This is a genomic window from Variovorax sp. OV084, from assembly GCF_900111625.1.
Classification (GTDB): domain Bacteria; phylum Pseudomonadota; class Gammaproteobacteria; order Burkholderiales; family Burkholderiaceae_C; genus Variovorax.
Genome location: NZ_FOII01000002.1, coordinates 529,146 through 552,079 on the forward strand (window position 1 = coordinate 529,146; position 22,934 = coordinate 552,079).

Genomic DNA, 22,934 nt, shown 5'->3' on the forward strand with positions numbered 1-22,934 from the left:
CTAAAAGCGATTTTTTGTGATCGAATCGCATGAATAAAAGCGTTCTTTCAGTCAGCCTTCACAGGAGCAACGCACCGTGATGACCTTCAAGCAACTCGAAGCCCTGTACTGGATCGCCCGGCTCGGCGGCTTCGCGCAGGCGGCCAACCAGCTCAACACCTCGCAGTCGGCCATCTCAAAGCGGGTGCACGAGCTGGAGCAGCTGTTCGACACCGAGCTGTTCGACCGCAGCCAGCGCGCCGCGCGGCTCACCGAGAAAGGCGAAGAGATGTTCGTGCTCGCCCGGAAGCTGCTGGAGCAGCGCGACGCCGCCGTCGAGCAGTTCGGCAAGCCCGGTGTGGTGGAGCGCCGCATACGCCTGGGCGTGACCGAGCTCACCGCGATGACGTGGCTGCCGCGGCTGGTGGGCCTCATCCAGCAGCACTATCCCAAGGTGATCCTCGAGCCCGATGTGGACGACAGCCTCCAGCTGCGCGACAAGCTGCTGGCCGACGAGCTTGACCTGGTCATCGTGCCCGACACCTTTGCCGACTCGCGCCTGCCGCACAAGGTCATCGGCCAGGTGAAGAGCGCGTGGATGTGCAAGCCCGGCGTGGTGCCGGCCGGCGGCACCGTGCGACTGCACGAACTGGCGCGCCATCGGATGCTGGTGCAGGGCAACAACTCCGGCACGGGCCGCGCCTACGACGCATGGATGAAAGAGCAAGGCGTGCAGCCCGCCAACGTGATCGTGGTGAGCAACCTGGTAGCGCTGACCGGGCTCACCGTGTCGGGGCTGGGCGTGAGCTACCTGCCGCGCGAGTGCCTGCAGCCGCTGGTGGCGGCGGGGATGCTTACGGTGATCGACGTGACGCCAGCCTTGCCCGTGGTGCGCTACGTGGCGATGCACAAAGGCGAGCACCGCAGCGCGCTCACCTCATCCATCGTGATGCTGGCGCAGGAATGCTGCGACTTCACGCGGATGTTCCAGGCGCAGGCGGAGGGAGAAGAAGAGGAAACGGAAACGACGCGCGGCTGAATGCGAGCTTCTGTCCTAGCTGTTGTCGTCGACGGGGGACAGGTCCGGATGCAATTGCCGCAGCGCCAGAGACAACCGGAGCACTCGCTCCCGCGCACCCGGCTCACCCCGGGCCAGTGCGCCCAATGCTGCTTCGTAGTCATCAGTGAGCTGCTGCCACAGCTCGAAATCGGCGCCAAGGCCTTCAGCGTCCTTGTCCATCTTTGCTCCAAGTCGGAATTCGACGGCCGGTGAGTGCGTCAGTTTGACCGATTTTTGCCGGGAGCGTTAGAACTTTAGGGGTCGTGGGGTCATATCCAACTGGATACGACGCAGTGCCGGTACCGCGGCCCCTGACTTTGAGGGGCACCGATTCGGGGTTGTCCTTATGAAAATATCTTTCAAACAATCCAATAATTGACGTCAATATAGGCGACGTAGCGCGATATTTTCGTCAAATCAAGGAAATTAAGAAAAAGTCTTTCATTTCAGGCGCCTGCTTCCCGCTCACCGTCGCAAGACGACCATCAGAAAGTGCCCATGACCATCACCGTGACACGCCAGGATGCTCGCTACAACACCCTGAAAAAGGGTTTCAACCTGCGATGGCCTGCAACGGAGTCAGACGCCGCTTCGCGCATCGAACTGGCGGAGAACGCCGGCGATGCGGCCGCCGCCCTGCAGCGCATCGTCGATGCTGGCCTTCGGCCCACGTTGCGCAGTGGTGGGCATTGTTATGAAGACTTCGTCTCCAACAACCCCGACGGCGCGATCCTCGACCTGAGCCTGCTCAACCAGGCGAGCCCCGCCAGCGGCGACGGGCGCTACCGTGTCGGCCCCGGCACGCAGAACTGGAACGAATACCTCGACCTGTACAAGCGCAGCAACGTCACGCTGCCCGGCGGCTCCTGCTATTCGGTCGGCGCGGGCGGGCACATCTGCGGCGGCGGCTACGGCCTGCTGTCGCGCCTGCAGGGGCTGACGGTCGATTGGCTCTCCGCTGTGGACATCCTCACGGTGGACTCTCGCGGCAAGGTGGTGCCGCGCACCGTGGATGCGCGCCGCGAGCCCGATCTGTTCCGCGCCTGTCGCGGCGCGGGCGGCGGCAACTTCGGCGCGATCACCAGCTACGTGTTCGACACCCTGCCGCCCGCGCCGCGCGAGGTTGCGCTGGCGGTGGTCGCCTTCGACTGGGCCACCATGACGCCCGAGAGCTTTGCCACCCTGCTCTCCACCTACGGCGAATACTGGGCGACCCGCGGCAAGTCGCCCGACACCTGGGGCATGTTCTCGCTGCTCAAGCTCACGCATCGCTCGTCGGGCCAGATCGTGATGCTGACGCAGTTCTGCAACCCCGACGGCACCTGCAACGACCTGACGGTGCTCAACGAATTCCTCGATCGCTTTCGCGCCTGCGCGCCGGTGCCCGCCAAGGGCCGGCCGCCGGGCGTGGGCCCGGCCCCGCAACGCGACGCGGGGCAGTTGCTGTGCTCCAAGCCGCACACGGTGACGCGCTACGACTGGCTAACAGCCACGCAATACCTCAACGGCTCGGGCGATAACCAGCGCGGCAAATACAAGTCGGCCTACATGAAGCAGAACTTCAGCACCCGCGAGGCGCAGCGCATCTACACGCACCTGACGCGCGTGATACCGGGCGTCGATCTCAGCCAGTCGCTGGTGCAGGTGGATTCGTACGGCGGCGCCGTCAACAAGCCCGAGCGCATCGCAGACACCGCGGTGCCGCAGCGCGCTTCGATCATGAAGCTGCAGTACCAGACCTATTGGCGCGATGCGAAGGACGATGCCGGCCACCTGCGCTGGATCAACGATTTCTACCGAGACGTGTACGGCACGCCCGACGTACCCGAGCGCTACGCCGGCACCCCTTACCCCGGCGAGCGCTACGAGGGCTGCTACATCAACTACCCGGACAGCGACATGCTGGCCTACCCTTTCTGGTCGCAGCTCTACTACGGAGACCAGGGGCTCTATGACTTCCTGCGAAAGGTGAAGCGTCGGTATGACCCGAACAACATCTTTCACCATGCAATGTCAGTACGGCCTTGAAATGACCTCCCGCTTTTCGAGTCGCTGCGTTTCGGGGCGCGATCACGCCGACGGGGTACCTTGCTCCGCGAATGTCCCCCGGCCTGCGGCCTCCTCCTTTATTTCGCTGCGCAAGGCACCCCATCGACGTGATCGTTCAGCGCAGCGTTTGATCGGCCCGCACAACGACTGCGTCCATGTGCGAATGGCATCGGGTGCTCCCCGCAGCGAAATAAAGGAGGAGGCCGAAGGCCGGGGGACATTCGCGGAGGGGAGTACCCGGTGGCATTCGTACACGCCCTGAACAAAAACCATCGAGCCTAATCACAAGAGGAATCCCATGACACATCGCCCCCAACGCCGCACAGTCATGCAATGGATCGGCGGCACCTCCGCCCTCGGTGCCTTGACGCCGTGGCTACCTGCCAACGCACAAACCCCAGACGCCGCAGCCACCACTCGCAGCACACCCGCACCGCGCTTTGCATATGTCGGCACCTACACCAGTGACGCCCCGGGCGGCACCGCTGGCGGGCCAGCGTCGAAGGGCATCTACGTGCTCGCCATTCAGGACAGCGCCTGGACACAGGTGCAAGCAGTCACCAGCGCGAACCCTTCGTTTCTAGCGGTGCACCCCAGCCAGCGCTTCCTGTACGCGATCAACGAAATCGACACCTACCAGGGCCTGCCCACCGGAACAGCCGAAGCCTATGCCATCGATGAACGCAGTGGCCGCCTGACGCTGATCAACCGCCAGCCGCTGTCCCTGTCGGGCGTCATCCCGGCGCATCTGGCCGTGGCACCCGATGGGCGCGCCCTGGTCGTGGCGCTGTATGGCGGCGGCGCCTACAACGTGCTGCCGATCAATGCAGACGGCAAGCTCGGCAAGGTATCGAGCATTGAGAAGGAAACCGGCTCCGGCCCCGACACCGAACGGCAGGAGTCGCCACACCCGCACATGGTGCAGTTCGACGCCTCGGGCCAGCGCGTGCTAGCCACCGACCTCGGCAGCGACCGCATCAACGTCTTCACGCTCACCGACGGCAAGCTGGCACTGGTCGGCCGCACTGCCACGCAGCCCGGCAGCGGCCCGCGCCACCTGGCGCTGCATCCGTCGCAACGCTTCCTGTACCTGGTGAGCGAACTCGATGCCACGGTCGCCTGCTTCGGCTACGACGCGGCCAGCGGCCTGATAGACGGACAACGCCAGCGGATCTCGACAGTGCCGCAAGACTTCACCGGCCAGAAAAACTCGGCGGCGCTGGTGATGCATCCCTCGGGGCAGTTTCTCTACGCGAGCAACCGCCGGCTGAAGTCGGAACACCCGCTGGCCGACAGCATTGCAGCATTCCGCGTCGATGCAACCAGCGGCACGCTGACACCGCTGCAGCACTGGAGCGAAGGCCTGCGCTTCCCGCGCGCGCTGGCGATGGCGCCCAGTGGCAGTCACCTCTACGCGCTCAGCCAGAAAGGCGACGCCATCCTGCGCCTGCGCATCGACCCCGCGAGCGGCAAGCTGGACCAGCCGGTGCAGGTGGCACAAGTGCCGACGCCGGCCTGCCTGGTGTTCGCCTGATCAGCTCCCGCGCGTGAGCATCCGCCCCGCGCGCGCCAGCACCCGTGCTTCGGCCTCGCCGCCGCGGTAGGCCAGCACGCCGTTCACGAACACGCGCTCCACGCCCAGACTCACGCCGTGCGGCTGGTCGTAGGTCGCGGTGTCGGCGATGGTCTCGGGGTCGAACACCACCACATCGGCCATCGCGCCGGTGCGCAGCAGGCCGCGGTCGGCGATGCGCAGGTTGCGCGCGGTCATGCCGGTCATCTTGTGCACGGCCTGCTCCAGCGTGAACAGCCTGCGCTGGCGCCAGTAGCGCGCAAACACGCGAGGAAAAGCCCCCCACAGGCGCGGATGCGGATGCCGGTCGTGCGGCAGGCCGTCGCTGCCGATCATGGTGAGCGGATGCGCGATGACACGCTCCACGTCTTCCTCCTGCATCTGGAAGTAGCAGGCGCCGCCCGGCTTCAGGCGCAGGCAGGCCTCCCGCTCGGTGACGCCCCACTCGCGCGCGATGTCGGAGACAAGGCGCCCCGTCATCTCCGGATGCGGGTCGGACCAAGTGAGCAGCACGTCGATCACGCCATCGACAAGATCCTCGCGCAGCACGGTCGAGCCGGCCACGTAGGGGTACACGTCCATCGCGATCTTCTGGCGCTGCGCCAGCGACTCGATCAGCGGCAGGGTCTCTTTCGTGCGGCCCCAGTTGGCGGGGCCGGCGCACTTGTGGTGCGAGATGACGAGCGGCACGCCGGCATTGAAAGCCGAGTCGCCGGCCTCGTGCAGCGCCTCGATGATCTGCTGCATCTCGCTGCGCAGGTGCGTGGCGTACACACCGCCATGGCGTGCCACGACGCGCGCCAGCGCCGTCACTTCTTCGGCGGGCGCAGCAAAGGCCTCTTCGTAGAACAGGCCCGACGACATGCCGTGCGCACCGTCGGCCATGCAGCTGTCGAGCAGCGCTTCCATGCGCGCCATCTCATCGGCGCTGGCGGGCCGGTCCAGCGCTTCCATGGTCGCGAAGCGCAGCGTGGTGTGGCCGACCAGCGCTGCCACGTTGAGCGCAGGCTGCGTCGCATCGACCGCCGCGCGGTACTCCGCCATGGTCGCGTGCTTGAACGAATCGGCGCCCAGCAGCGTGAGCGGCGGCAGCGACTGCGGCGTGCGGTAGGGCGCGAGCGAAATGCCGCAGTTGCCCGTCACCACCGTGGTGATGCCCTGCGACACCTTGGGCAGGCACAGCGGGTCGCGCAGCACGATGGCGTCGTCGTGCGTATGCGCGTCGATGAAGCCAGGGGCGATGACCTTGGCGCGGCAGTCGACGATCTCGACGTCGGCCAGCGCGAGGCCATCGGGCAGCCGCTCGCGCAGGCCTTCGCCGAGCGCGACGATGCGGTCGCCCTGCAGCAGTACGTCGCCGGGCCACGAAGGGCCGCCCGAGCCGTCGACCACCAGGCCAGCTTCGAGCAGGATGGCCTTGCCTGTCGTCGCACTCACGATGCGGCTCCCTTGTTGCTGTTGATGCCGCCGCCGTCCCAGCTTTGCAGCGGGTGCGTGGTGGCGTCGATGCCGTGGCGCTGGAAGGCCTCGCGCGCGCGCTGAAGGCGCTGCACGGCGGGTTCGCCGCGGCGCTGGGCCACGAGCACGGTAAGGATCTCGATGGCTGTGAGGTGCGTCAGGTAGGCGTCGATGCCCACGTGCATCACCGCGTCATCGGGCACCGACAGGCCTAGCAGAAAGTCGGCCTTGGCCGCGAGTGCCGTGCCGGGCCGCGTCAGCGCAACCACCTTGGCGCCCTGCCCGCGCGCGATGTCCACCGCGTCGAGCAGCGAGGGCATGCCGCCCACGTGCGAGATGGCGATGACCACGCCGCCCGGCCGCTGCGCCGCGCCGGCCACCTGCTGCAGGTGGTAGTCGGCCCAGGCATTGGCCGACAGGCCGAGTCTGAAGAGCCGCGCCTGAAGGTCGTTGGCCATGAACCATGATGTGGCGCCCGCGCCGTACAGGTCGACGTGCGGCGCGGCCGCAATCGCCGCCACGGCGCCGTCGAGCACCTGCATGTCGAGCTGGCCGCGCACGCCCGAGACCGATGCCGCAGCGCTGCGCGCGATCTTGCCGACCACTTCGTCGGCCGCGTCCTCGATGTTCACGCGGCGGTGCAGCGGCGAGCCACCGAGCGCCAGCTCCTGCGCGAGCGCGAGCTTGAACTCGCGCAGCCCGGCAAAGCCGAGGTCGCGGCAGGTGCGCATGATGGTGGGCACCGAACTGCGCGAGCGCTCGGCCAGCTGCTCGAAGCTCTCTTCGAGCACGCGGTCGGGGTCTTCGAGGATCAGGTCGAGAATCGCGCGCCGCGTCGCCGGGGCGTCGCTGCGGATCTGCGCGATTTTCTGAAGCAGGGAGGGTGTCATCGCAGCGTGCTCAGAAGTGCATGGCGACGGCGTCGCTCACGCGGTAGTCGTTCTCGACCACGGGCATCCAGTGCCATTTGTCGAAGGTGGTGCAGGGGTGCGAAATGCCAAGGCCGACGCGGTCGCCGACCTTGGGCGCTTCGGCTTCCTCGCTCGCGTCCCAGCGCAGGTAGGCGTGCTGGTCGTTGAGCGCGGTGATCTTCCAGCCCGCGGGCACGGCCTGCGGCTGCAGCACGCCCCGTGCAGCACGTGCGATGGGCACAGGCAGCGAGAGATCGAAGGAAATGTCGCGCTTGCCGACCGCAAGAATCGCCAGGCCCGGCTCGGGGCGCGATTGCACCGTGGCCCAGACTTCCATCGCCGGCACCAGGCTCTCGCCACAGCCGCAGCCCAGGCGCTCATCGACCGCGCTCACCATGCGCTTGTAGAAGCCATGGTCGTGCGTGACGTAGCAGCCCGAGCGCAGCAGGCCGCGCACCGGCGCGCCGAGCGCGGGCTTCAGGCGCCCTGCCACGAGGTCGAAGATGGCCGAGCCACCGGCCGAAACCAGCACCTCGTCGGTCTCGAAAAGCTTGTTGGTGTCGCAGTGGCGTGCCACGGCTTCCACACGGTCCATCAGCGTCTTCGCGTAGGCCGCATCGGGCTCGCTCTGGCCGGTAGCGCCCTGCCCTTCGTAGCACTCGATGCCCACGAGCTTGACCGCATCGCTCGCGCGCAGCCGTGTGGCCAGCTCCACGGCTTGCTCGTGCGTACGGCAGCCGGTGCGCGCGCCGTCGACGCCGATCTCGATCATCACCTCGAAAGGCACGCTCGCGGGGTGGCGCTTCGCCCAGTCCTCTATCAGCGCGAGCTGCGCCAGCGAATCGACCAGGAACACGATGCGCAGGTCGACATGCTCGCTCAGCAGCATCTGGATTCCCGCGAGGTCTTCGTCGCTCACCACCTGGTTGGCGATGACCGTACGGCGCGCGCCGGCCGCCACGCCCACGGCCAGCTGCGTGACGGTGGCGAAGGTCAGGCCCCAGGCGCCGGCGTCGAGCTGGCGCTGGAAGAGCTGCGGCGACATGGTGGTCTTGCCATGCGGCGCGAGGTCGATGCCCCATTCGCGCACGCGCGACTGCATCCAGGCGAGGTTGTGTTCGAGCGCCTCGCGCTTGAGCACGGCCAGTGGCAGCGGCAGGTCACCGGCGAGCACGTTCCATCCGGCAGCGCCGATCTCGCTGCGGCGGCGCGGCGCCTGGGTGCGCGGGTAGCCCTTGAAGTTGCTGCCCAGCAGCGGGTCGTTGAAATCGTTGGCGGCGACGGCTTTGTCGGTCATGGTCATGCGGCAATGTTGGATAGCAGTTCTTTGCGGATGCAGGCGCTGTAGTGTCCTGCCGAAACTTCTTCGAGCGGCGGCACAGTCTGCGCGCAGGCCTCGATGGCATGCGGGCAGCGCGTGCGAAACACGCAGCCCGAGGGTGGCGAGATGGGGCTCGGGATGTCGCCTTTCAGCGCAATGCGCTCGGTCGCCACCTCGGGGTCGGGCTTCGGGCTCGCGGCCAGCAGCGCCTGTGTGTAGGGATGCGAGGGCCGCGCGAACAGCTCTTCGGTGGTGGCAACTTCCATCACCTTGCCCAGGTACAGCACCACCACGCGGTCGCACAGGTACTCGACCACGTCGAGGTCGTGCGAGATGAAGAGCATCGTCAGGCCCAGCCGCTCGCGCAGGTCGGCCAGCAGATTGATGACCTGCGACTGAATGGACACGTCGAGCGCCGACAGCGGCTCGTCGGCCACGATGAATTCGGGCTCCACGGCCAGCGCGCGCGCCACGCCGATGCGCTGGCGCTGCCCGCCCGAGAACTCGTGAGGAAAGCGGCTCGCATGCTCGGCGCGCAGGCCCACGGTCTCGAGCAGCTCGGCAATGCGCTTGTCGCGCGCCGCCGCGCCCTTGTGCAGGCCGTGCGTGGACAGCGCCTCGCCGAGGATCGCGCTGATGCGCATCTTGGGGTTCAGGCTGGCGTACGGGTCCTGGAAGATGATCTGCAGCTTGCTGCGCAGCTTGCGCATGCGCTCGCCCGACAGCGTGCCGATGTCGTCGCCCCGGTACAGCACTTGCCCGCTGGTGCGTTCGAGCAGGCGCAGCACGGTGCGGCCGATGGTGCTCTTGCCCGAGCCCGATTCGCCCACCAGGCCCAGCGTTTCGCCGGGCTGGATCGCGAACGACACGTCGTCGACCGCGCGCACCGGGCGGTCGCTGCTGCCGAAGTATTTCTTGAGTCCGCGGACTTCGATGAGTGGAGAAGAAGAAACAGCGGTCATGCGACCCTCACGAGTGGTTGCGCCGGCTGCACGCGGATGCAGCGCGCCTGGCGGCCGTGGTGCGTTTCGATCAGCGGCGGCATCCCGGCGGTGCAGCCGGCCAGCGCGAGATCGCAGCGCGGCTCGAAGGCGCAGCCCGGCGGCGGTGCCAGCGGACTCGACACCTGGCCGCGAATGGCGAACAGGCGCTTGGGCTTGGGCTGGCCGGGCAGGCGCGCCTTGCCCGGCAGGCAGGCCAGCAAGCCCTGCGTGTACGGATGCTCGGGCTGCGCGAACAGCGGCCGAACCGGTGCGCTTTCGACCACGCGGCCCGCGTAGAGCACCACAACGTCGTCCGCATGGTGCGCGACCACGCCGAGGTTGTGCGTGATGAAGAGAATGCTCATGCCCGTCTCGGCCTGCAGCCGGCGCATGAGCTCGAGGATCTGCGCCTGGATGGTCACGTCGAGCGCGGTGGTGGGCTCGTCGGCAATCAGCAGCGTCGGGTCGCAGGCCATGGCCAGCGCGATCATCACGCGCTGGCGCATGCCGCCCGAGAGCTGGTGCGGGTACTCGTGAATGCGCTGCGCGGCGGCCGGTATCTCGACCAGCTCCAGCATGCGCAGCGCATGCGCCAGCGCCGCCTTGCGGTCGAGGCCCTTGTGCAGGCGCACGCTTTCCGCGATCTGCTCGCCGATGGTGAACACCGGGTTCAGGCTGGTCATCGGCTCCTGGAAGATCATCGACAGCTGGTTGCCGCGCAGCGAGCGCATCTCGCGTTCGCCGATCTGCAGCAGGTCGAGCGTCTTGCCTTCGCGCGTCACGAACGAGGCGCTGCCGCTGACCTGCGCGTTCGCGGTCTTGGGCAGCAGGCGCATCAGCGTGAGGCTGGTGACCGACTTGCCCGAGCCCGATTCGCCGACCAGCGCGGTCGTCTTGCCGGGCTGGATGGAGAAGCTCACATCGGCCACCGAACGCACGAGGCCGTCTTCGGTGGGGAAGCTGGTGCTCAGGTTGCTGACCGTGAGACGTGGTGTTTGATTGGCGTTCGTCATCACGATGTCTTCTTGAGCTTCGGGTCGAGCAGGTCGCGCACACCGTCGCCCAGCAGTTGCAGCGACAGCGCCGTGAAGATGATCGCGAGCCCCGGGAACAGCACCACCCAGAAGGCCTGGTGCGCGTACTGCTGGCTGCCCGCGACCATGGTGCCCCAGGTCGGGATCTCGGGCGGCACGCCGACGCCGAGGAACGAAAGGCCCGCCTCGGCCAGGATCGCGTACGCGAAGATGAATGACACCTGCACGAGGATCGGCGACATCAGATTCGGCAAGATGTGTCGCCACAGGATGCGCGAGGTGCGCACGCCCAGCGCGCGCACGGCCTCGACGAACAGCAGCTCTCGCACCACCAGCGTCGAGGCCCGCACCACCCGCGCCACACGCGGCGTGTAGACCAGCACCAGCGCCAGCACGGTGTTCATCAGCGAGGGCCCGAGGATGGCCACCAGCGCGATGGCCAGCAGGATGTCGGGGAAGGACATCATCGCGTCGACCACGCGCATCAGCGGCGCGTCGAGCCGGCGGAAGAAGCCGGCCATCAGGCCCAGCACCGTGCCGGCGATGACCGCGCCCAGCGCCGTAAGCGCAGCGATGGCCAGCGAGTAGCGCGCGCCGTGCACGATGCGCGAATACAGGTCGCGGCCCAGTTCGTCGGTGCCGAGCAGGTGCTCGGCGCTCGGCGCCTTCAGGCGCTCCAGCACGGCCGTGTCGTTGGGGTCGATGGAGGCGAACAGCGGTGCGCCGATCGCGAGCACCGCGATCACCAGCAGCACCAGGGCGGAAACCATCACGATGCGGCGATGCATCAGCTGACGGAGCATTCGGGGCATACGCATCGCTCAGACCTTCACGCGCGGATCGACCACCGCGTACAGCAGGTCGATCGAGAAATTGATGAGCACATAGATCGCGGCGATCACGAGCAGCGCACCTTGAATGACGGGGTAGTCGCGCCGCAGCACGGCACTGACCACGAGGTTGCCCACGCCGGGCAGGCCGAACACGGTCTCGGTGATGACGGCGCCGCCGATCATCAGCGCGACCGTGAGGCCGATCACCGTGACGATGGGCACCAGCGCGTTGCGCAGCGCGTGCTTGAGCACCACCGTGCTTTCGCTCAGGCCCTTGGAGCGCGCGGTGCGCACATAGTCTTCGCCGAGCACGTCGAGCATGGAGGCGCGCGTGAAGCGGATGATGAGCGCGGAGTTCAGCAGGCCCAGCACCGTGGCCGGCAGCACCAGCGAATGCAGCCGCTCGGCCAGCGCCGCATCGGGCGCGCCATAGCCCGACACCGGGAACCAGCCGAAGGACACGGCAAAGATCTGGATCAGCACGATGCCGAGCCAGAAGCTCGGAATGCTCGCGCCCAGCATCGCGATGCCGGTGAACAGCTGGTCGACCGCGCGCCCGCGGAACACGGCGGAGACGATGCCGCACGGCACGCCGATCAGCGCCGCGATGGCCACCGCCATCAGCGCGAGCAGCGTGGTGGGTTCGGAGCGCTCCCACAGCGCCTGCGTCACGGGGCGCTGCAGGAAGATCGAAGTGCCCAGGTTGCCCTGCAGCACCTCGCGCAGCCAATAGCCGAACTGCACGGGCAGCGGCTTGTCGAGGCCGTACTCCTTCTGCACGCGGGCGATGTCGGCCGCGGTGGCCTGGTCGCCCAGCAGCACCGAAACCGGATCGCCCGAGGCCGCGCGCGTGAGCACGAAGACGAGCACCGCCACGATGGCGAGCACGACCAGCATGCCCGCCGCGCGGGAGGCGATGTAGCGGAACATCGATTTCTTCATCACGCGGAAAACTCGATGGCCGCCGCGCTGCCCACTGCAACGTACTGGCCGGTGAACTTGATGTCGCCACCCTGCACGCGGAAGACGGTGACGTTGTCGCCCTGCTTGTTGTGGCACACGTAGAGGAACCTGCCGCTCGGGTCGAGCGTGCAGCTGCGCGGGTAGTTGCCGCGCGACCATTCCTCGCGCACCAGCGTGGGCGCGCCGGTGCGTGCGTCGATCTTGAAGAGCGAGATCGAGTCGTGCAGGCGGTTGAGCGACACGAAGTGCTGGCCGTCCGGCAGCATGCGGATGCCCGATGCGTAGCTGGTGCCCTTGAAGCCCTTGGGCAGCGCCGAGGTTTCGCTCACCAGCGTGAGCACGCCGGTGGCGTTGTCGTAGCGCATGAATGCGATGGTCGATGCTTCTTCGTTCACCAGGTAGAGCCACTTGCCGTTCGGGTGGAACACGAAGTGGCGCGCGCCCGAGCTTTCCGACACGGCCACCGTGCTCGGCTGGCTCAGCACGCCGGTGATGCGGTCGAAGCGGTAGGAGATGACGCGGTCCAGCCCGAGGTCGGCCACCAGCACGAAATTGCCCTTCGGGTCGGCGTGCACCATGTGCGCGTGCGGGCCGTCGTGGTCGCTGGTGGCAAAGCCTTCGTACGAGCGCGCGGCTGCCGGCACCACGTCGGCGCCGGGCTTGCAGGGCGTGGATGCGCCGCAGGCCTCGACGTCCTTGTAGACGACTGCGGGGGTGCCGGCATCGGGCGTGCCGTCGGCGCGCAGCGCGATCACGCTGACGTCGCCGCTGGCGTAGTTGGCCGTGAACAGGAAGCGGCCGTCGGGGTGCACGCTGATGTAGGCCGGGTCCTTGCCGCCGCAGGCCGTCTCGGAGACGAACGACAGCGCGCCATCTGCACCGATGCGGAAGGCCGAGACCGAGCCGGCCTCGAACTCGTTGGCCGCATAGAGCATCGGCAGTTTCGGGTGGCGCGCGAGCGACGCGGGGTTGCGCAGCTTCGCGCCCTCGCCCGCACTGGTCACGGCCGGCGGCGCGCCGGGGATGGGCTTGAGCGCGCCGGTGGCGCTGTCGAGCACGAACTGGTGCACACCCAGTCCGCGCCCGCCGCGCCACGGCTTGCCGCCGTCGCTGTAGGTGCCGACGTAGGCGTAGACGGGGCCGGAGGTTGCGGCTTGAACGGTGGAGGCCGTGAGGCCAAGGGCTCCGAGGCCGGAGGCCAGTGCGCTGGCTTGCAGAAGTTGGCGACGCGATGGCATGGCTGGTATCCCTGCCTTACTTGATCTTCGCGTTCCAGAAGAACGGCCAGGTCGCGGGCGTGTAGTTGTCCAGCGCCGGGCTCTTGGCCGAGAGGCCGTTGAACTTGCCGACGTTGATGTACGGCACTTCGTCATAGACGACCTGCTGCACCTTGCCCCACAGCGCGCCGCGCTTGGCCGGGTCGCTCTCGACATTGAAGGCCTGCAGCGCCGACTTCTTCGCGGGCGTGTCCCACCAGCCGGGCGCGCCGTCGCCGAGTTGCGGCGGCGAGAGCATCGGCTCGGGGAACTGGCCCGAATGGGTGACGTAGATGTCCCACAGCTTGGCGTCGTTGCGGCGCTGCACCAGCGTGGCCCAGTCGACCACGTTGAGGTCGACCTTGAAGCCGGCGCGCTTGAGCTGCTCGGCCATCAGCAGCGCCATGTTGTAGTGAAAGTCGTACTGGCGGCTGGTGAGCACGCGGATCGGCTCGCCCTTGTAGCCGGCCTTGGCCGCAGCCTCCTTGGCCTTGGCGGCGTTGCGCTGGTTGTACTGGTCGGCACCGGCCGTCGAATAGAACGGCGAGCCCTTGGGGAAGTGGTTGCCCTCGGCCACGAAGAAGCGCGTGTCGCCGAAGCCGGCCGCGAGCATTTCGCCTTCGCCCAGCGCGGTCTGGATCGCCTGGCGCACCGGCTGGCTGGCGGCCACGCCTTCCTTGGTGTTGAGCACGAGGTAGGGGAAGCCGAACGAGGGCGTCATGATCGGCACGGTCTTGCCGCCGGACTTTTCCAGGCGCGGCAGTGCTTCCACTGGCAGCAGGTCGGCAAAGTCGTACTGGCCGGCCAGCGCGCCTTCGACGCGCGTGCTGGCGTTGGGCACGGGCACGAAGCGCAGCTCCTCGATGGCCGCTTCGCGCTTGCCGCCGTAGCCGCTCGCGGGCTCCTTGCGCGCCGTGTACTTGTCGAAGCGCGTGAGCAGCACGAACTGGTCGGGGCGGCGCTCCTTGAACTTGTAGGGGCCGGTGCCGACGAAGTCCTTCAGCGGCGAGGCGATGGAGTCCTTGGCCATGATGGCGGCCATGCCGCTGGGCAGCGCGAGTTGCGAGAGCAGCGGTGCATAGGGCTCCTTCAGCACCACCTCGACCGCCAGCGGGCCCTTGGCCTTGAGGCTGTCGATTTCCTTGCCCACGGCCTTGCCGCGCGGCGACTGTTCCATCCAGCGCTGCAGGCTGGCCACCACGTCGTCAGCAGTGAGTTCGCGGCCGTTGTGCAGCATGACGCCCTTGCGCAGGGTGATGGCGTAGGTCTTGCCGTCGGCCGAGATCTTCGGCATGCCTTCGGCCAGCATCGGCACCACGTTCCACTTGGCGTCGAAGGTGTAGAGCGTCTCGTACACGTGCTGCATGATGGTTCCGACCAGGTCGGCGGTCGAGGCCATCGGGTCGAGCGTCTGCGGCTCGGCCACCATCGCCAGCGTGGCGAAGTTGCGCGGGCCCTGGGCCTGGGCGCTCTGGTAGGGCAGCGCGGCGCACAGCATCGCGAGCAGGGAAGCGCCCAGCAGGCTGCGCTTCGACAGCATGGGCAGGCGCTGGACAAGACCGACGTGGGGCATGGGGAACTCCTTCATGGGGCGGGCGAGTTTGTGAAAGAAAATTTCTCTTCGGCCCGGACTTTGAAGCAGTATTCATGCCAAATCATCCGTGTTAACCCTCGATAAAGGGTTTTTCTGAAATAGATTTTCAGATTGGATGGATACTCGCCAATCCCCTTCCATCGTTGACTTCAACCCCAGGAGCCCTCCCATGCCTCTCGAATACCTCGGCGCCCCGCCCCTCGCCTCCGACCGCCAGGTTCGCCCCTTCTCCCCGGCCGTGCGCGCCGGCGACTTCGTCTATGTGTCGGGCCAGGTGCCCGCCAACAAGGACGGAGAGATCGTGGTGGGCGGCATCGAGGCGCAGACGCGCCAGGTGATGGAAAACCTCAAGACCGTGCTCGCGCTGGCCGGCGCCACGCTCGACGACGTGTGCAAGAGCACCGTCTGGCTGCAGGACGCGCGCGACTTTGGTGCCTTCAACCGCATCTACATGAGCTACTTCGGTGAAAACAAGCCGGCGCGCTCGACGACCGAGGCGCGGCTGATGGTCGACGCCAAGGTAGAGATCGACGTGGTCGCCTACAAGCCCAAGGCCTGATCAGGCCTGCAGTTCGGTCTTGCGCTGGATGATGCGCGAGACCAATCCATATTCGACGGCCTCCGTGGCCGAGAGCCAGCGGTCACGCTCGATGTCGGCCAGCACCACGTCGATGGGCTTGCCGGTCTCGCGCGCGATCTCGTGCGCGATGCGCTGGCGGGCCTTGATGATTTCCTGCGCCTGGATGGCGATGTCGGTCGCCTGCCCGCCCGCGCCGCCGCTGGGCTGGTGGATCAGGAAGCGCGTGTTCGGCAGGCACACGCGGCGCTCGCGCGGCGCCGCCAGGAACAGGTGCGTGGCCGCACTGCCGACCCAGCCGGTGCCGATCATGTTCACCGGCGCGCTGATGAAACGCACGATGTCGTGGATGGCATCGCCCGACTCCAGATGCCCGCCCGGCGAGCTCACGAGGATGTCGATGGGCTTGTCGGGGCTGTCGGCGTCAAGTGCGATGAGCCGGCGCGTCACATCGGCCGCCACTGAGTCGCTGATGGTGCCGAAGATCAGCAGCGTGCGCGACTTGAACGCCTTCTCCTCCAGGTAGGAGTTGCGCGGCTCGGCGGTGGCGGCGGGCTTGGTGTCGTCGTCGGATTCCATTGAAAACATGGGCTGCATGGAGAAAGCTCCTGTGGTTGAACTGTCTTGACGAACAAGCCCACAGTTTCGTGACATTGCGCGCTATGGCAAGCTGCGGCGATGCTCGATGAACGCTATCTCTCGCAATTCCCGGCGCTGCGAAGCCGGCTGGTTCGCGCGGCGGCGCGAATGCTGGGTGGCCCGGCGGATGCCGAGGACGTAGTGCAGGAAAGCTACCTGCGCGCGCTCGAGGCTGGCGGCATGCCCGAGCCCGACTCGGTGCAGGCCTGGCTGACGACGGTGATGCAGAACCTTGCCATCGACAAGTTGCGGCGGGAGAACTGGATGCAGCGGTGGCTGCGGGATGCCGAAGGGCTTGCGCCCGAGGCACCTTCGGCGGAAGTGGATGCGGCGCAGGCCGAATCCATCGAGCGGGCGCTGCGTCTGATCGCCGCGAGGCTGTCGCCAGCGGACGGCGCCGCGGTGCTGCTGCGCGAAGTATTCGAAGCCAGCTTCAAGGAAATTGCCCAGGCCAGCGGCAAGACTGAGGCGGCTTGCCGGCAGCAGTTGCATCGGGCGCTGCTGCGTCTTCGGCAGGACAAGGACGGAACAGAAAGCGCCTCGGAAGCGGCCTTCCATGTGTATCGGCAGGCGCTGAGCGACTGCGATGCACGAACGCTGTTTGCGATGCTGCGGCAGCCACCGACGCGTGCTGTCGCAGTGTCGGCAACGGCTGCCCCAAGGCCTGATGCTCCGCGCGTGGTCTGCCAGGTGATGCAGATTGGCGGCCGGCTCGGCCTTGTGCTCACGCTGGGTGGAAGGGTGTTGTGCGTGCTGCCGCTGGATGTGCGGCAACAGGAAGAAATGACCGAACTGCTGGCTGTCTAGCCCGCCAGCCGCCCCGCCACCAACTGCAACACCCGATCGCACCGCTTCGCCAGATCCTGGTCATGCGTGACCATCACGAAGGCAGTGCCATGCCGGTGCGCAAGTTCGAGCATCAGTTCGAACACCGTGTCCGCTGTGCTGCGGTCGAGGTTGCCAGTAGGCTCGTCTGCCAGCACGCAGGCCGGTTTCGTGACCAGTGCGCGCGCGATCGCAACCCGCTGGCGCTCGCCGCCCGACAGCTCGGCCGGCCGGTGATGCAGGCGCTGGCCCAGCCCCACGCTTTCGAGGATCTTCGTGGCCGACTGCGCGGCCGCATGGGGCTCCACGCGCCGGATCTTCAGCGGCATGGCCACGTTGTCGAGCGCGCTGAACTCGGGCAGCAGGTGATGGAACTGGTAGACGAAGCCCAGGTGCTGGTTGCGCAGCCGCCCCTGCTCCGCCGCATCGGCGTGCGCGATGTCCTTGCCCAGCAGTTCGACCTTGCCGGCCGTGGGCTCGTCGAGCCCGCCCATCAAATGCAGCAGCGTGCTCTTGCCGGAGCCCGAGGCGCCGACGATTGCCAACGTTTCGCCGGCATGCACGTCGAGGTCCACGCCGTGCAGCACGGTCAGGTCGAGCCGGCCTTCGTGGAAGCGCTTGGTCAGGCCTCGGGCCTTCAATACGACTTCACTCATAGCGCAGAGCCTCGGCCGGGTTCACGCGGCTGGCGCGCCAGCTCGGGTACAGCGTGGCCAGGAAGGCCAGCACGAGGGAGATGATTGCAATGGGCATGATGTCGCTGCGCTGCGGATCGCTCGGCATCTTGCTGATCAGGTAGATGTCTTTGGGCAGGAAGCTCGCGTGGAACAGCTGCTCCAGGAAGGGCACGATCACGTCGATGTTGTAGGCGATGCCAAGCCCCAGCAGCAGCCCGGCCACGGTGCCGATCACGCCTACCATCGCGCCCTGCACCACGAAGATGCCCATGATGCTGCGCGGCGAGCTGCCCAGCGTGCGCAGGATGGCGATGTCGGCGCGCTTGTCGGTCACGGTCATCACCAGCGTGGAGACGAGGTTGAAGGCCGCCACCGCCACGATCAGCGTGAGGATGATGAACATCATGCGTTTCTCGACCTGCACGGCCGCGAACCATGTCTTGTTCTGGCGCGTCCAGTCGCGGATGAGGAACTCGCCCGGCAGGGTCACTGCCAGCTGGTCGGCCACGTCGCGTGCCTCGTTGAGGTTCTTGAGCTTCAGGCGGATGCCGGTCGGCCCTTCGAGGCGGAACACCTTGGCCGCGTCCTGCTCGTGGACCATGGCCAGCGCCGAGTCGTATTCGTAGTGGCCCGAGTCGAAGGTGCCGACCACGGTGAACTGCTTGAGCCGCGGCACCACGCCCGCCGGCGTGACCTGCCCGCCCGGCGCCACCAGCGTGACCTGGTCGCCCGGCTGCACGAAGAGCGAACGCGCCAGTTCCGCGCCGAGCACGATGCCGAACTCGCCCGGCACCAGCTTGTCGAAGGTGCCCTTCGAGGCGATGCCGTTGATGTCGGTGACTTCGGGTTCGAGCTTGGGATCGATGCCGCGCACGATCGTGCCCTTCATGTCCTCACCACGCGCAATGAGCGCCTGCGTATTGATGAAAGGCGCCGCGCCGACCACTTCGGGGTGCTTGCGCGCCGCGGCCATGATCTGGTCGAGGCTTTGCAGCGCCTGCCCGTCGCGCGAGAAGATCTCGATGTGCGACACCACGCCGAGCATGCGGTCGCGCACCTCCTTCTGGAAGCCGTTCATCACACTGAGCACAATGATCAGCGCCGCCACGCCCAGCGCGATGCCGAGCATCGAGACACCGGAGATGAAGGAGATGAAGCCGTTGCGCCGCGTCGCCCGGCCTGCGCGCGTGTAGCGCCAGCCAAGCTGCAGTTCATAAGGAAGTCGCATAGGGGCGGAATTGTGGCATTCCGGATGACCTTGAGGCTTCCCGGACAATACGGGAATGGCCGAAACCTCCCCACGTCACTTGTTGATCCCCTTTGCCGGCCGCGGTTCCCCGGCATGCCGCGCGGCGCTGCCGACGCTTCGGCTCCCCAATCTCGAAACCCTGCTGCAGCGGCTCACCCTCGCGGACACCGACACGCAGGACGAAAGCACGCGCTCGCCTCCGCATGAACGCGCGCTGGCGCAGGCGCTGGGCATCTCCGCCGCCGACGGCTGCATCCCCTGGGGCGCGCTCGATGCGCGGCGGCTGGGCATCGCCACGCCCGGCGATACCGAAGGCTGGGGCGTCGTCATGCTGTGCAACTGGCAGGTCGGCATCGACGACGTGGTGCTGGGCGACCCCGCCGCCATCGAAATCGACGCCGACGAATCGACCGCCCTGCTGGAAGCCGCGCGTCCCTTCTTCGAGGAAGACGGCATCGTGCTGCACCCCTCCCCCGTGCCCGGCCGATGGCTGGCACGCGCGCGCATCTTCGACGGCCTGGCCACCGCCTCCATCGACCGCGCCGTGGGCTACCCGATCTCGCAGTGGTCGCCGCTGGCCGATGCTGCGCGGCCGCTGCGCCGGCTGCAGAACGAAATGCAGATGCTGCTGTACACGCAGCGCGTGAACGACGACCGCGCCGCGCGCGGCGTGCCGCCCATCAATTCGTTCTGGCTCAGCGGCACCGGCGCGCTGAACAAGGAAGCGGCACCGGCCGCGGCACCGACAGTGAGCGACGCCCTGCGCATCGCCGCCCTGCGCGACGACGGCATGGCCTGGGCCGCCGCCTGGCAAGAGCTGGACGCGGGCCCCGTCGCCGCGCTTCTGGCCGACTACACGCGCGGCGACGCCGTGTCGCTCACGCTGTGCGGCGACCGCACCGCCCAGCGCTACACCGTGCAGCCGCGCGGCCTGGCCGGCTGGGCCAGGAGCCTGTTCGACCGCAAGCGGGCCGCCACCGTGCTGGAGGCGCTATGAAGATCATCGCCAGGGAGATTCCCCCGCGCACCGTCTGGGCGCTGGAGCAGGCCGGCGTGCATCCGCTGCTGGCAAGGCTCTTCGCCGCCCGCGGTGTGCGCGCCAAGGAAGAGCTCGACGATGGCCTCGCACGCCTGCTGCTCCCCGACACGCTGCGCGGCACGCACGAGGCCGCAGTGCTGCTGGCCGACGCCATTGCGCAGGACAAGCGCCTGTGCATCGTCGCCGACTACGACTGCGACGGCGCCACCGCCTGCGCAGTCGGCGTGCGCGGCCTGCGTCTGCTGGGCGCCAGGCACGTGAGCTACCTCGTGCCCGATCGCGTGGTCGACGGCTACGGCCTCACGCCACCCATCGCCGAGCGCGTGGCCGACAGCGGCGCCGACATGCTGATCACCGTCGACAACGGCATCGCCAGCGTCGAAGGCGTGGCGGCCGCCAAGGTGCGCGGCCTGCAGGTGCTGGTGACCGACCACCACCTGCCCGGCCCCGAGCTGCCCACGGCCGACGTGCTGGTCAACCCGAACCAGCCCGGCTGCGAGTTCGAGAGCAAGAGCATCGCCGGTGTCGGTGTGATGTTCTACGTGCTGCTCGCACTGCGCTCCGAGTTGCGCAAGCGCGGCGTGTACGACACGGCCACGCAGCCCAAGCTCGATGTGCTGCTGCCGCTTGTGGCGCTCGGCACCGTGGCCGACGTGGTGAAGCTCGACGCAAACAACCGCCGGCTGGTGGCGCAGGGCCTGCGCCGCATCCGTGCCGGCACGATGCCCGCCGGCGTGGCAGCGCTCTTCAAGGCCGCGGGCCGCAATGCCTCGGCCGCCACAACATTCGACTTCGGCTTTGCACTCGGCCCGCGCATCAACGCCGCCGGCCGGCTGGCCGACATGACACTGGGCATCGAATGCCTGCTGACCGACGACGCAGGCCGCGCCGAAGAACTTGCGCGCATGCTCGACGGCATCAACCGCGAGCGGCGCGACATCGAGGGCGGCATGCGCGACCAGGCGCTGCTGCTGGCCGAATCGCTGTTCGCCACCGATGGCGAAGGCATCGAAGCCCCGCCGCCTGCCATCAGCGTGTTCGACGCGGGCTTTCATGAGGGCGTGGTCGGCATCGTGGCCTCGCGCATCAAGGACCGCTTTCACCGCCCCACTTTCGTCTTCGCCGCGAGCGGCGCGCCGGGCAAGGAGCAGGAGCTGAAAGGCTCGGGCCGCTCGATTCCCGGCTTCCATCTGCGCGACGCGCTCGACCTCGTGGCCAAGCGCCACCCTGGCGTGCTGCTGCGCTTCGGCGGCCACGCGATGGCGGCCGGCTGCACGGTCGCGCGCGAGCACTTCGAGACCTTCGAAAAAGGCTTCGCGCAGGTGGCCGGCGAATGGCTGGCCGAGGCCGAGCTCACGCGGCAGATCGAGACCGACGGGCCGATAGCTCGCGAGTACATGCGCATCGACCTCGTCGACACGCTGCACCGCGAGGTGTGGGGCCAGGGCTTTGCGCCGCCCACCTTCAGCGAAGAGGTGGAAGTGGTGTCGCAGCGGCTGGTGGGTGAGAAGCACCTGTCGCTCAAGCTCAGGCACCAGGGTCAGCCTATCGACGCGATCTGGTTCAGCCACACCGAGCCGCTGCCGCCGAAGGTCAAGCTGGCGTTCCGGCTCGATGCCGATGAATGGCAGGGCGTGCGCAGGCTGCGCTTCCTGGTCGAAGGCGCTGAGTTCTAAGAGGCCTCGATGTTCGACGGCGTGAGCTACGGCCTGCTGGCTGGCCTGACGACCTGCGGCCTGGTGCTGCTGCTGGTGTTCGGCACGAAGATCCACGGCTGGTACGCGTTGAGCTGCGCGTGCGCGCTGGCAGCCTTCGCCGGGTTGAACAGCCTCGCGCCTTTCGCGCAATTCGCGCAATGGCCCGCGGCGGCGCTGGTGTTGTGGACGGCCTGCCGGCTGCAGTTCGTGCGGCAATTGCTGCGGCTGGAAGATTTCTCGCCCCGGCTCGACCGGGTCGCGCGGGCAACCCTGGTCATCTTCGCGATCGCCACGCTCTATGCCGCCCTCGAGACGCAGCGCCTGTGGACGCTGCGCATGGTGCAGGCGCTGGCGGTGGCTTCCACCGTGATCCTCGCGGCAGGCGCTGTGAAGGTGCTGCGCCGCCAGCCGTGGCCGGCGGCGCTCTTCCTGGCCGGCGCGGCACTGCTGCTCGGCGGCCTCTCGACCGCGCGGATGTCGGCCTGGATCGGGCCGGCGTGGGCGCCGCCCCAGCCGAACCTGGTGCAGGCCGCAGTGATCGCCGAACTCGTGGTCTTCGTCCTCGCGCTCGGCATGCGCCTGCGGGGCGATGGCGCTGGCGAGGCACGCGTCCAGCAGAAGGCGGGAGACTCGGGCACCGACGCTCTCACCGGCGCCGCCAGCCGCACCGGCTTCGAGAGCCGCGCCGAAGAATGGCTGCGCGACGGCCGGCCTTTCTCGCTGATGCTGATCGACCTGAACGGCTTCAAGGCCGTGAACGAGCGGCATGGCCGCGCGGGTGGCGATGCGGTGCTGACCGCCATCGCCCAGCGCCTGCGCGAGCAGGTGCGCGCCGACGACATGGTCGCCCGGCTCGGCAGCGACGAGTTCGCGATTCTTCTGGTCGGCAGCCCGCCGCGGCAGAAGCTCGCGGAGATGGCCATCCGCATCGAGACCGCAGGCGCCAGGCCGGTGGCCTACGAAGGCCGGCTGCTCGCAGGGGGCGAGCTCAGCATGGGCATTGCCTGCCACCCCGCCGACGGCGACACGCTGGCCGGCCTGCTCGAATCGGCCGGCCGCGCGCTTCAGCATTGCAAGCGGCAGCGCATGGGGCCGGCCTATGCCTTCGCGGGGGAACATGCGGGCGGCGCGGCGGCACGTGAATAATTTCTTCGTAAGCGTTGTCGCGCGGAGCGAAATCTTCTTGCTGTAGAGGGGCCGAGCTTTCACGCAGGCCC

General features: G+C 67.7%; 21 protein-coding genes. 8 read left to right on the forward strand and 13 right to left on the reverse strand.

All coding sequences use genetic code 11. From position 1 onward, the window contains the following. Positions 1 to 79 precede the first annotated feature (79 nt). Positions 80 to 1,018 carry a LysR family transcriptional regulator gene (locus BMW87_RS08815; protein WP_093048761.1) on the forward strand — a complete coding sequence of 313 codons (939 nt, stop codon included), beginning with the start codon at positions 80 to 82 and terminating at the stop codon, positions 1,016 to 1,018. 15 nt (positions 1,019 to 1,033) lie between these two features. Here BMW87_RS08815 and BMW87_RS08820 read toward each other — a convergent pair whose 3' ends face one another. Beyond that, entirely contained in the window at positions 1,034 to 1,219 is a 186-nt protein-coding gene (locus BMW87_RS08820; protein WP_093048758.1) for a hypothetical protein, read from the reverse strand. Between the two features lie 318 nt (positions 1,220 to 1,537). Here BMW87_RS08820 and BMW87_RS08825 point away from each other — a divergent pair, with 318 nt between their 5' ends. Then, entirely contained in the window at positions 1,538 to 3,067 is a 1,530-nt protein-coding gene (locus BMW87_RS08825; protein ID WP_093075823.1) for an FAD-binding oxidoreductase, read from the forward strand. 319 nt (positions 3,068 to 3,386) lie between these two features. Then, positions 3,387 to 4,622: a lactonase family protein gene (locus tag BMW87_RS08830; protein WP_093075824.1), complete on the forward strand. Its 1,236-nt coding sequence runs from the start codon at positions 3,387 to 3,389 to the stop codon at positions 4,620 to 4,622. On the opposite strand, the gene BMW87_RS08835 is transcribed toward BMW87_RS08830, so the two are convergent. Genes BMW87_RS08835 through BMW87_RS08875 form a run of 9 tightly spaced genes read right to left on the reverse strand, consistent with a single transcriptional unit; the run spans position 4,623 to position 14,993 of the window. Next, positions 4,623 to 6,098 carry an N-acyl-D-amino-acid deacylase family protein gene (locus BMW87_RS08835; RefSeq protein WP_093075826.1) on the reverse strand — a complete coding sequence of 492 codons (1,476 nt, stop codon included), beginning with the start codon at positions 6,096 to 6,098 and terminating at the stop codon, positions 4,623 to 4,625. Beyond that, positions 6,095 to 7,009, reverse strand: coding sequence for a MurR/RpiR family transcriptional regulator (locus BMW87_RS08840; protein WP_093048748.1), 915 nt, complete (start codon positions 7,007 to 7,009; stop codon positions 6,095 to 6,097). The genes BMW87_RS08835 and BMW87_RS08840 overlap by 4 nt, the downstream gene beginning before the upstream one ends. A 10-nt stretch (positions 7,010 to 7,019) precedes the next feature. Continuing rightward, positions 7,020 to 8,327: an amino acid deaminase gene (locus tag BMW87_RS08845; RefSeq protein ID WP_256216702.1), complete on the reverse strand. Its 1,308-nt coding sequence runs from the start codon at positions 8,325 to 8,327 to the stop codon at positions 7,020 to 7,022. A gap of 2 nt (positions 8,328 to 8,329) precedes the next feature. After that, entirely contained in the window at positions 8,330 to 9,313 is a 984-nt protein-coding gene (locus BMW87_RS08850; RefSeq protein ID WP_093075829.1) for an ABC transporter ATP-binding protein, read from the reverse strand. After that, entirely contained in the window at positions 9,310 to 10,347 is a 1,038-nt protein-coding gene (locus BMW87_RS08855) for an ABC transporter ATP-binding protein (protein WP_093048739.1), read from the reverse strand. The genes BMW87_RS08850 and BMW87_RS08855 overlap by 4 nt, the downstream gene beginning before the upstream one ends. Then, positions 10,347 to 11,186, reverse strand: coding sequence for an ABC transporter permease (locus BMW87_RS08860; RefSeq protein WP_093048736.1), 840 nt, complete (start codon positions 11,184 to 11,186; stop codon positions 10,347 to 10,349). The genes BMW87_RS08855 and BMW87_RS08860 overlap by 1 nt, the downstream gene beginning before the upstream one ends. Before the next feature lie 3 nt (positions 11,187 to 11,189). After that, positions 11,190 to 12,131 (reverse strand): ABC transporter permease, encoded by a 942-nt coding sequence (locus tag BMW87_RS08865; protein ID WP_093050319.1) that lies wholly within the window; start codon positions 12,129 to 12,131, stop codon positions 11,190 to 11,192. 11 nt (positions 12,132 to 12,142) lie between these two features. Next, positions 12,143 to 13,402, reverse strand: a complete 1,260-nt coding sequence (locus BMW87_RS08870) for a lactonase family protein (protein ID WP_093075830.1) — start codon at positions 13,400 to 13,402, stop codon at positions 12,143 to 12,145. 16 nt (positions 13,403 to 13,418) lie between these two features. Beyond that, positions 13,419 to 14,993, reverse strand: coding sequence for an ABC transporter substrate-binding protein (locus tag BMW87_RS08875; protein WP_093075832.1), 1,575 nt, complete (start codon positions 14,991 to 14,993; stop codon positions 13,419 to 13,421). A 190-nt stretch (positions 14,994 to 15,183) separates the two neighbouring features. On the opposite strand from BMW87_RS08875, the gene BMW87_RS08880 reads away from it, so the two are divergent. Next, positions 15,184 to 15,573 (forward strand): RidA family protein, encoded by a 390-nt coding sequence (locus tag BMW87_RS08880; protein WP_093048728.1) that lies wholly within the window; start codon positions 15,184 to 15,186, stop codon positions 15,571 to 15,573. Here the strand turns inward: BMW87_RS08880 and BMW87_RS08885 are convergent, their stop codons facing one another. Further along, a complete protein-coding gene (locus BMW87_RS08885; protein WP_371127339.1) occupies positions 15,574 to 16,188 on the reverse strand; it encodes an ATP-dependent Clp protease proteolytic subunit in 615 nt (204 codons plus the stop codon). An 81-nt stretch (positions 16,189 to 16,269) separates the two neighbouring features. On the opposite strand from BMW87_RS08885, the gene BMW87_RS08890 reads away from it, so the two are divergent. Then, the gene (locus BMW87_RS08890) at positions 16,270 to 17,037 is read left to right on the forward strand and encodes a sigma-70 family RNA polymerase sigma factor (protein ID WP_093075833.1); all 768 of its coding nucleotides are present in this window, start codon (positions 16,270 to 16,272) and stop codon (positions 17,035 to 17,037) included. On the opposite strand, the gene lolD is transcribed toward BMW87_RS08890, so the two are convergent. Both lolD and BMW87_RS08900 read right to left on the reverse strand, forming a co-directional pair. Next, complete coding sequence (lolD, locus tag BMW87_RS08895; RefSeq protein ID WP_093048718.1) at positions 17,034 to 17,711, reverse strand: lipoprotein-releasing ABC transporter ATP-binding protein LolD; 678 nt, start codon at positions 17,709 to 17,711, stop codon at positions 17,034 to 17,036. The genes BMW87_RS08890 and lolD overlap by 4 nt on opposite strands. Beyond that, complete coding sequence (locus BMW87_RS08900; protein WP_093048715.1) at positions 17,704 to 18,960, reverse strand: lipoprotein-releasing ABC transporter permease subunit; 1,257 nt, start codon at positions 18,958 to 18,960, stop codon at positions 17,704 to 17,706. Before BMW87_RS08900 ends, lolD begins: the two co-directional genes overlap by 8 nt. Positions 18,961 to 19,015: 55 nt before the next feature. On the opposite strand from BMW87_RS08900, the gene BMW87_RS08905 reads away from it, so the two are divergent. From BMW87_RS08905 to BMW87_RS08915, 3 genes are read left to right on the forward strand one after another with little or no spacing between them, the layout of a single operon-like run. Further along, the gene (locus tag BMW87_RS08905; RefSeq protein ID WP_093075835.1) at positions 19,016 to 19,978 is read left to right on the forward strand and encodes a hypothetical protein; all 963 of its coding nucleotides are present in this window, start codon (positions 19,016 to 19,018) and stop codon (positions 19,976 to 19,978) included. Further along, a complete protein-coding gene (gene recJ, locus BMW87_RS08910; protein ID WP_093075836.1) occupies positions 19,975 to 21,696 on the forward strand; it encodes a single-stranded-DNA-specific exonuclease RecJ in 1,722 nt (573 codons plus the stop codon). The genes BMW87_RS08905 and recJ overlap by 4 nt, the downstream gene beginning before the upstream one ends. A 9-nt stretch (positions 21,697 to 21,705) precedes the next feature. Then, positions 21,706 to 22,863 (forward strand): GGDEF domain-containing protein, encoded by a 1,158-nt coding sequence (locus tag BMW87_RS08915; RefSeq protein WP_093075838.1) that lies wholly within the window; start codon positions 21,706 to 21,708, stop codon positions 22,861 to 22,863. Positions 22,864 to 22,934 lie beyond the last annotated feature (71 nt).

Bases quoted from the DNA above. Each gene is read 5' to 3' on its own strand.
- BMW87_RS08855 (WP_093048739.1), bottom strand. From the start codon at position 10,347: ATGACGAACGCCAATCAAACACCACGTCTCACGGTCAGCAACCTGAGC.
- BMW87_RS08885 (WP_371127339.1), bottom strand. From the start codon at position 16,188: ATGCAGCCCATGTTTTCAATGGAATCCGACGACGACACCAAGCCCGCC.
- BMW87_RS08820 (WP_093048758.1), bottom strand. From the start codon at position 1,219: ATGGACAAGGACGCTGAAGGCCTTGGCGCCGATTTCGAGCTGTGGCAG.
- lolD (WP_093048718.1), bottom strand. From the start codon at position 17,711: ATGAGTGAAGTCGTATTGAAGGCCCGAGGCCTGACCAAGCGCTTCCAC.
- BMW87_RS08815 (WP_093048761.1), top strand. From the start codon at position 80: ATGACCTTCAAGCAACTCGAAGCCCTGTACTGGATCGCCCGGCTCGGC.
- BMW87_RS08870 (WP_093075830.1), bottom strand. From the start codon at position 13,402: ATGCCATCGCGTCGCCAACTTCTGCAAGCCAGCGCACTGGCCTCCGGC.
- BMW87_RS08840 (WP_093048748.1), bottom strand. From the start codon at position 7,009: ATGACACCCTCCCTGCTTCAGAAAATCGCGCAGATCCGCAGCGACGCC.
- recJ (WP_093075836.1), top strand. From the start codon at position 19,975: ATGAAGATCATCGCCAGGGAGATTCCCCCGCGCACCGTCTGGGCGCTG.
- BMW87_RS08845 (WP_256216702.1), bottom strand. From the start codon at position 8,327: ATGACCGACAAAGCCGTCGCCGCCAACGATTTCAACGACCCGCTGCTG.
- BMW87_RS08865 (WP_093050319.1), bottom strand. From the start codon at position 12,131: ATGTTCCGCTACATCGCCTCCCGCGCGGCGGGCATGCTGGTCGTGCTC.
- BMW87_RS08830 (WP_093075824.1), top strand. From the start codon at position 3,387: ATGACACATCGCCCCCAACGCCGCACAGTCATGCAATGGATCGGCGGC.
- BMW87_RS08905 (WP_093075835.1), top strand. From the start codon at position 19,016: ATGGCCGAAACCTCCCCACGTCACTTGTTGATCCCCTTTGCCGGCCGC.
- BMW87_RS08900 (WP_093048715.1), bottom strand. From the start codon at position 18,960: ATGCGACTTCCTTATGAACTGCAGCTTGGCTGGCGCTACACGCGCGCA.
- BMW87_RS08825 (WP_093075823.1), top strand. From the start codon at position 1,538: ATGACCATCACCGTGACACGCCAGGATGCTCGCTACAACACCCTGAAA.
- BMW87_RS08915 (WP_093075838.1), top strand. From the start codon at position 21,706: ATGTTCGACGGCGTGAGCTACGGCCTGCTGGCTGGCCTGACGACCTGC.
- BMW87_RS08875 (WP_093075832.1), bottom strand. From the start codon at position 14,993: ATGCCCCACGTCGGTCTTGTCCAGCGCCTGCCCATGCTGTCGAAGCGC.
- BMW87_RS08850 (WP_093075829.1), bottom strand. From the start codon at position 9,313: ATGACCGCTGTTTCTTCTTCTCCACTCATCGAAGTCCGCGGACTCAAG.
- BMW87_RS08860 (WP_093048736.1), bottom strand. From the start codon at position 11,186: ATGCGTATGCCCCGAATGCTCCGTCAGCTGATGCATCGCCGCATCGTG.
- BMW87_RS08880 (WP_093048728.1), top strand. From the start codon at position 15,184: ATGCCTCTCGAATACCTCGGCGCCCCGCCCCTCGCCTCCGACCGCCAG.
- BMW87_RS08890 (WP_093075833.1), top strand. From the start codon at position 16,270: ATGCTCGATGAACGCTATCTCTCGCAATTCCCGGCGCTGCGAAGCCGG.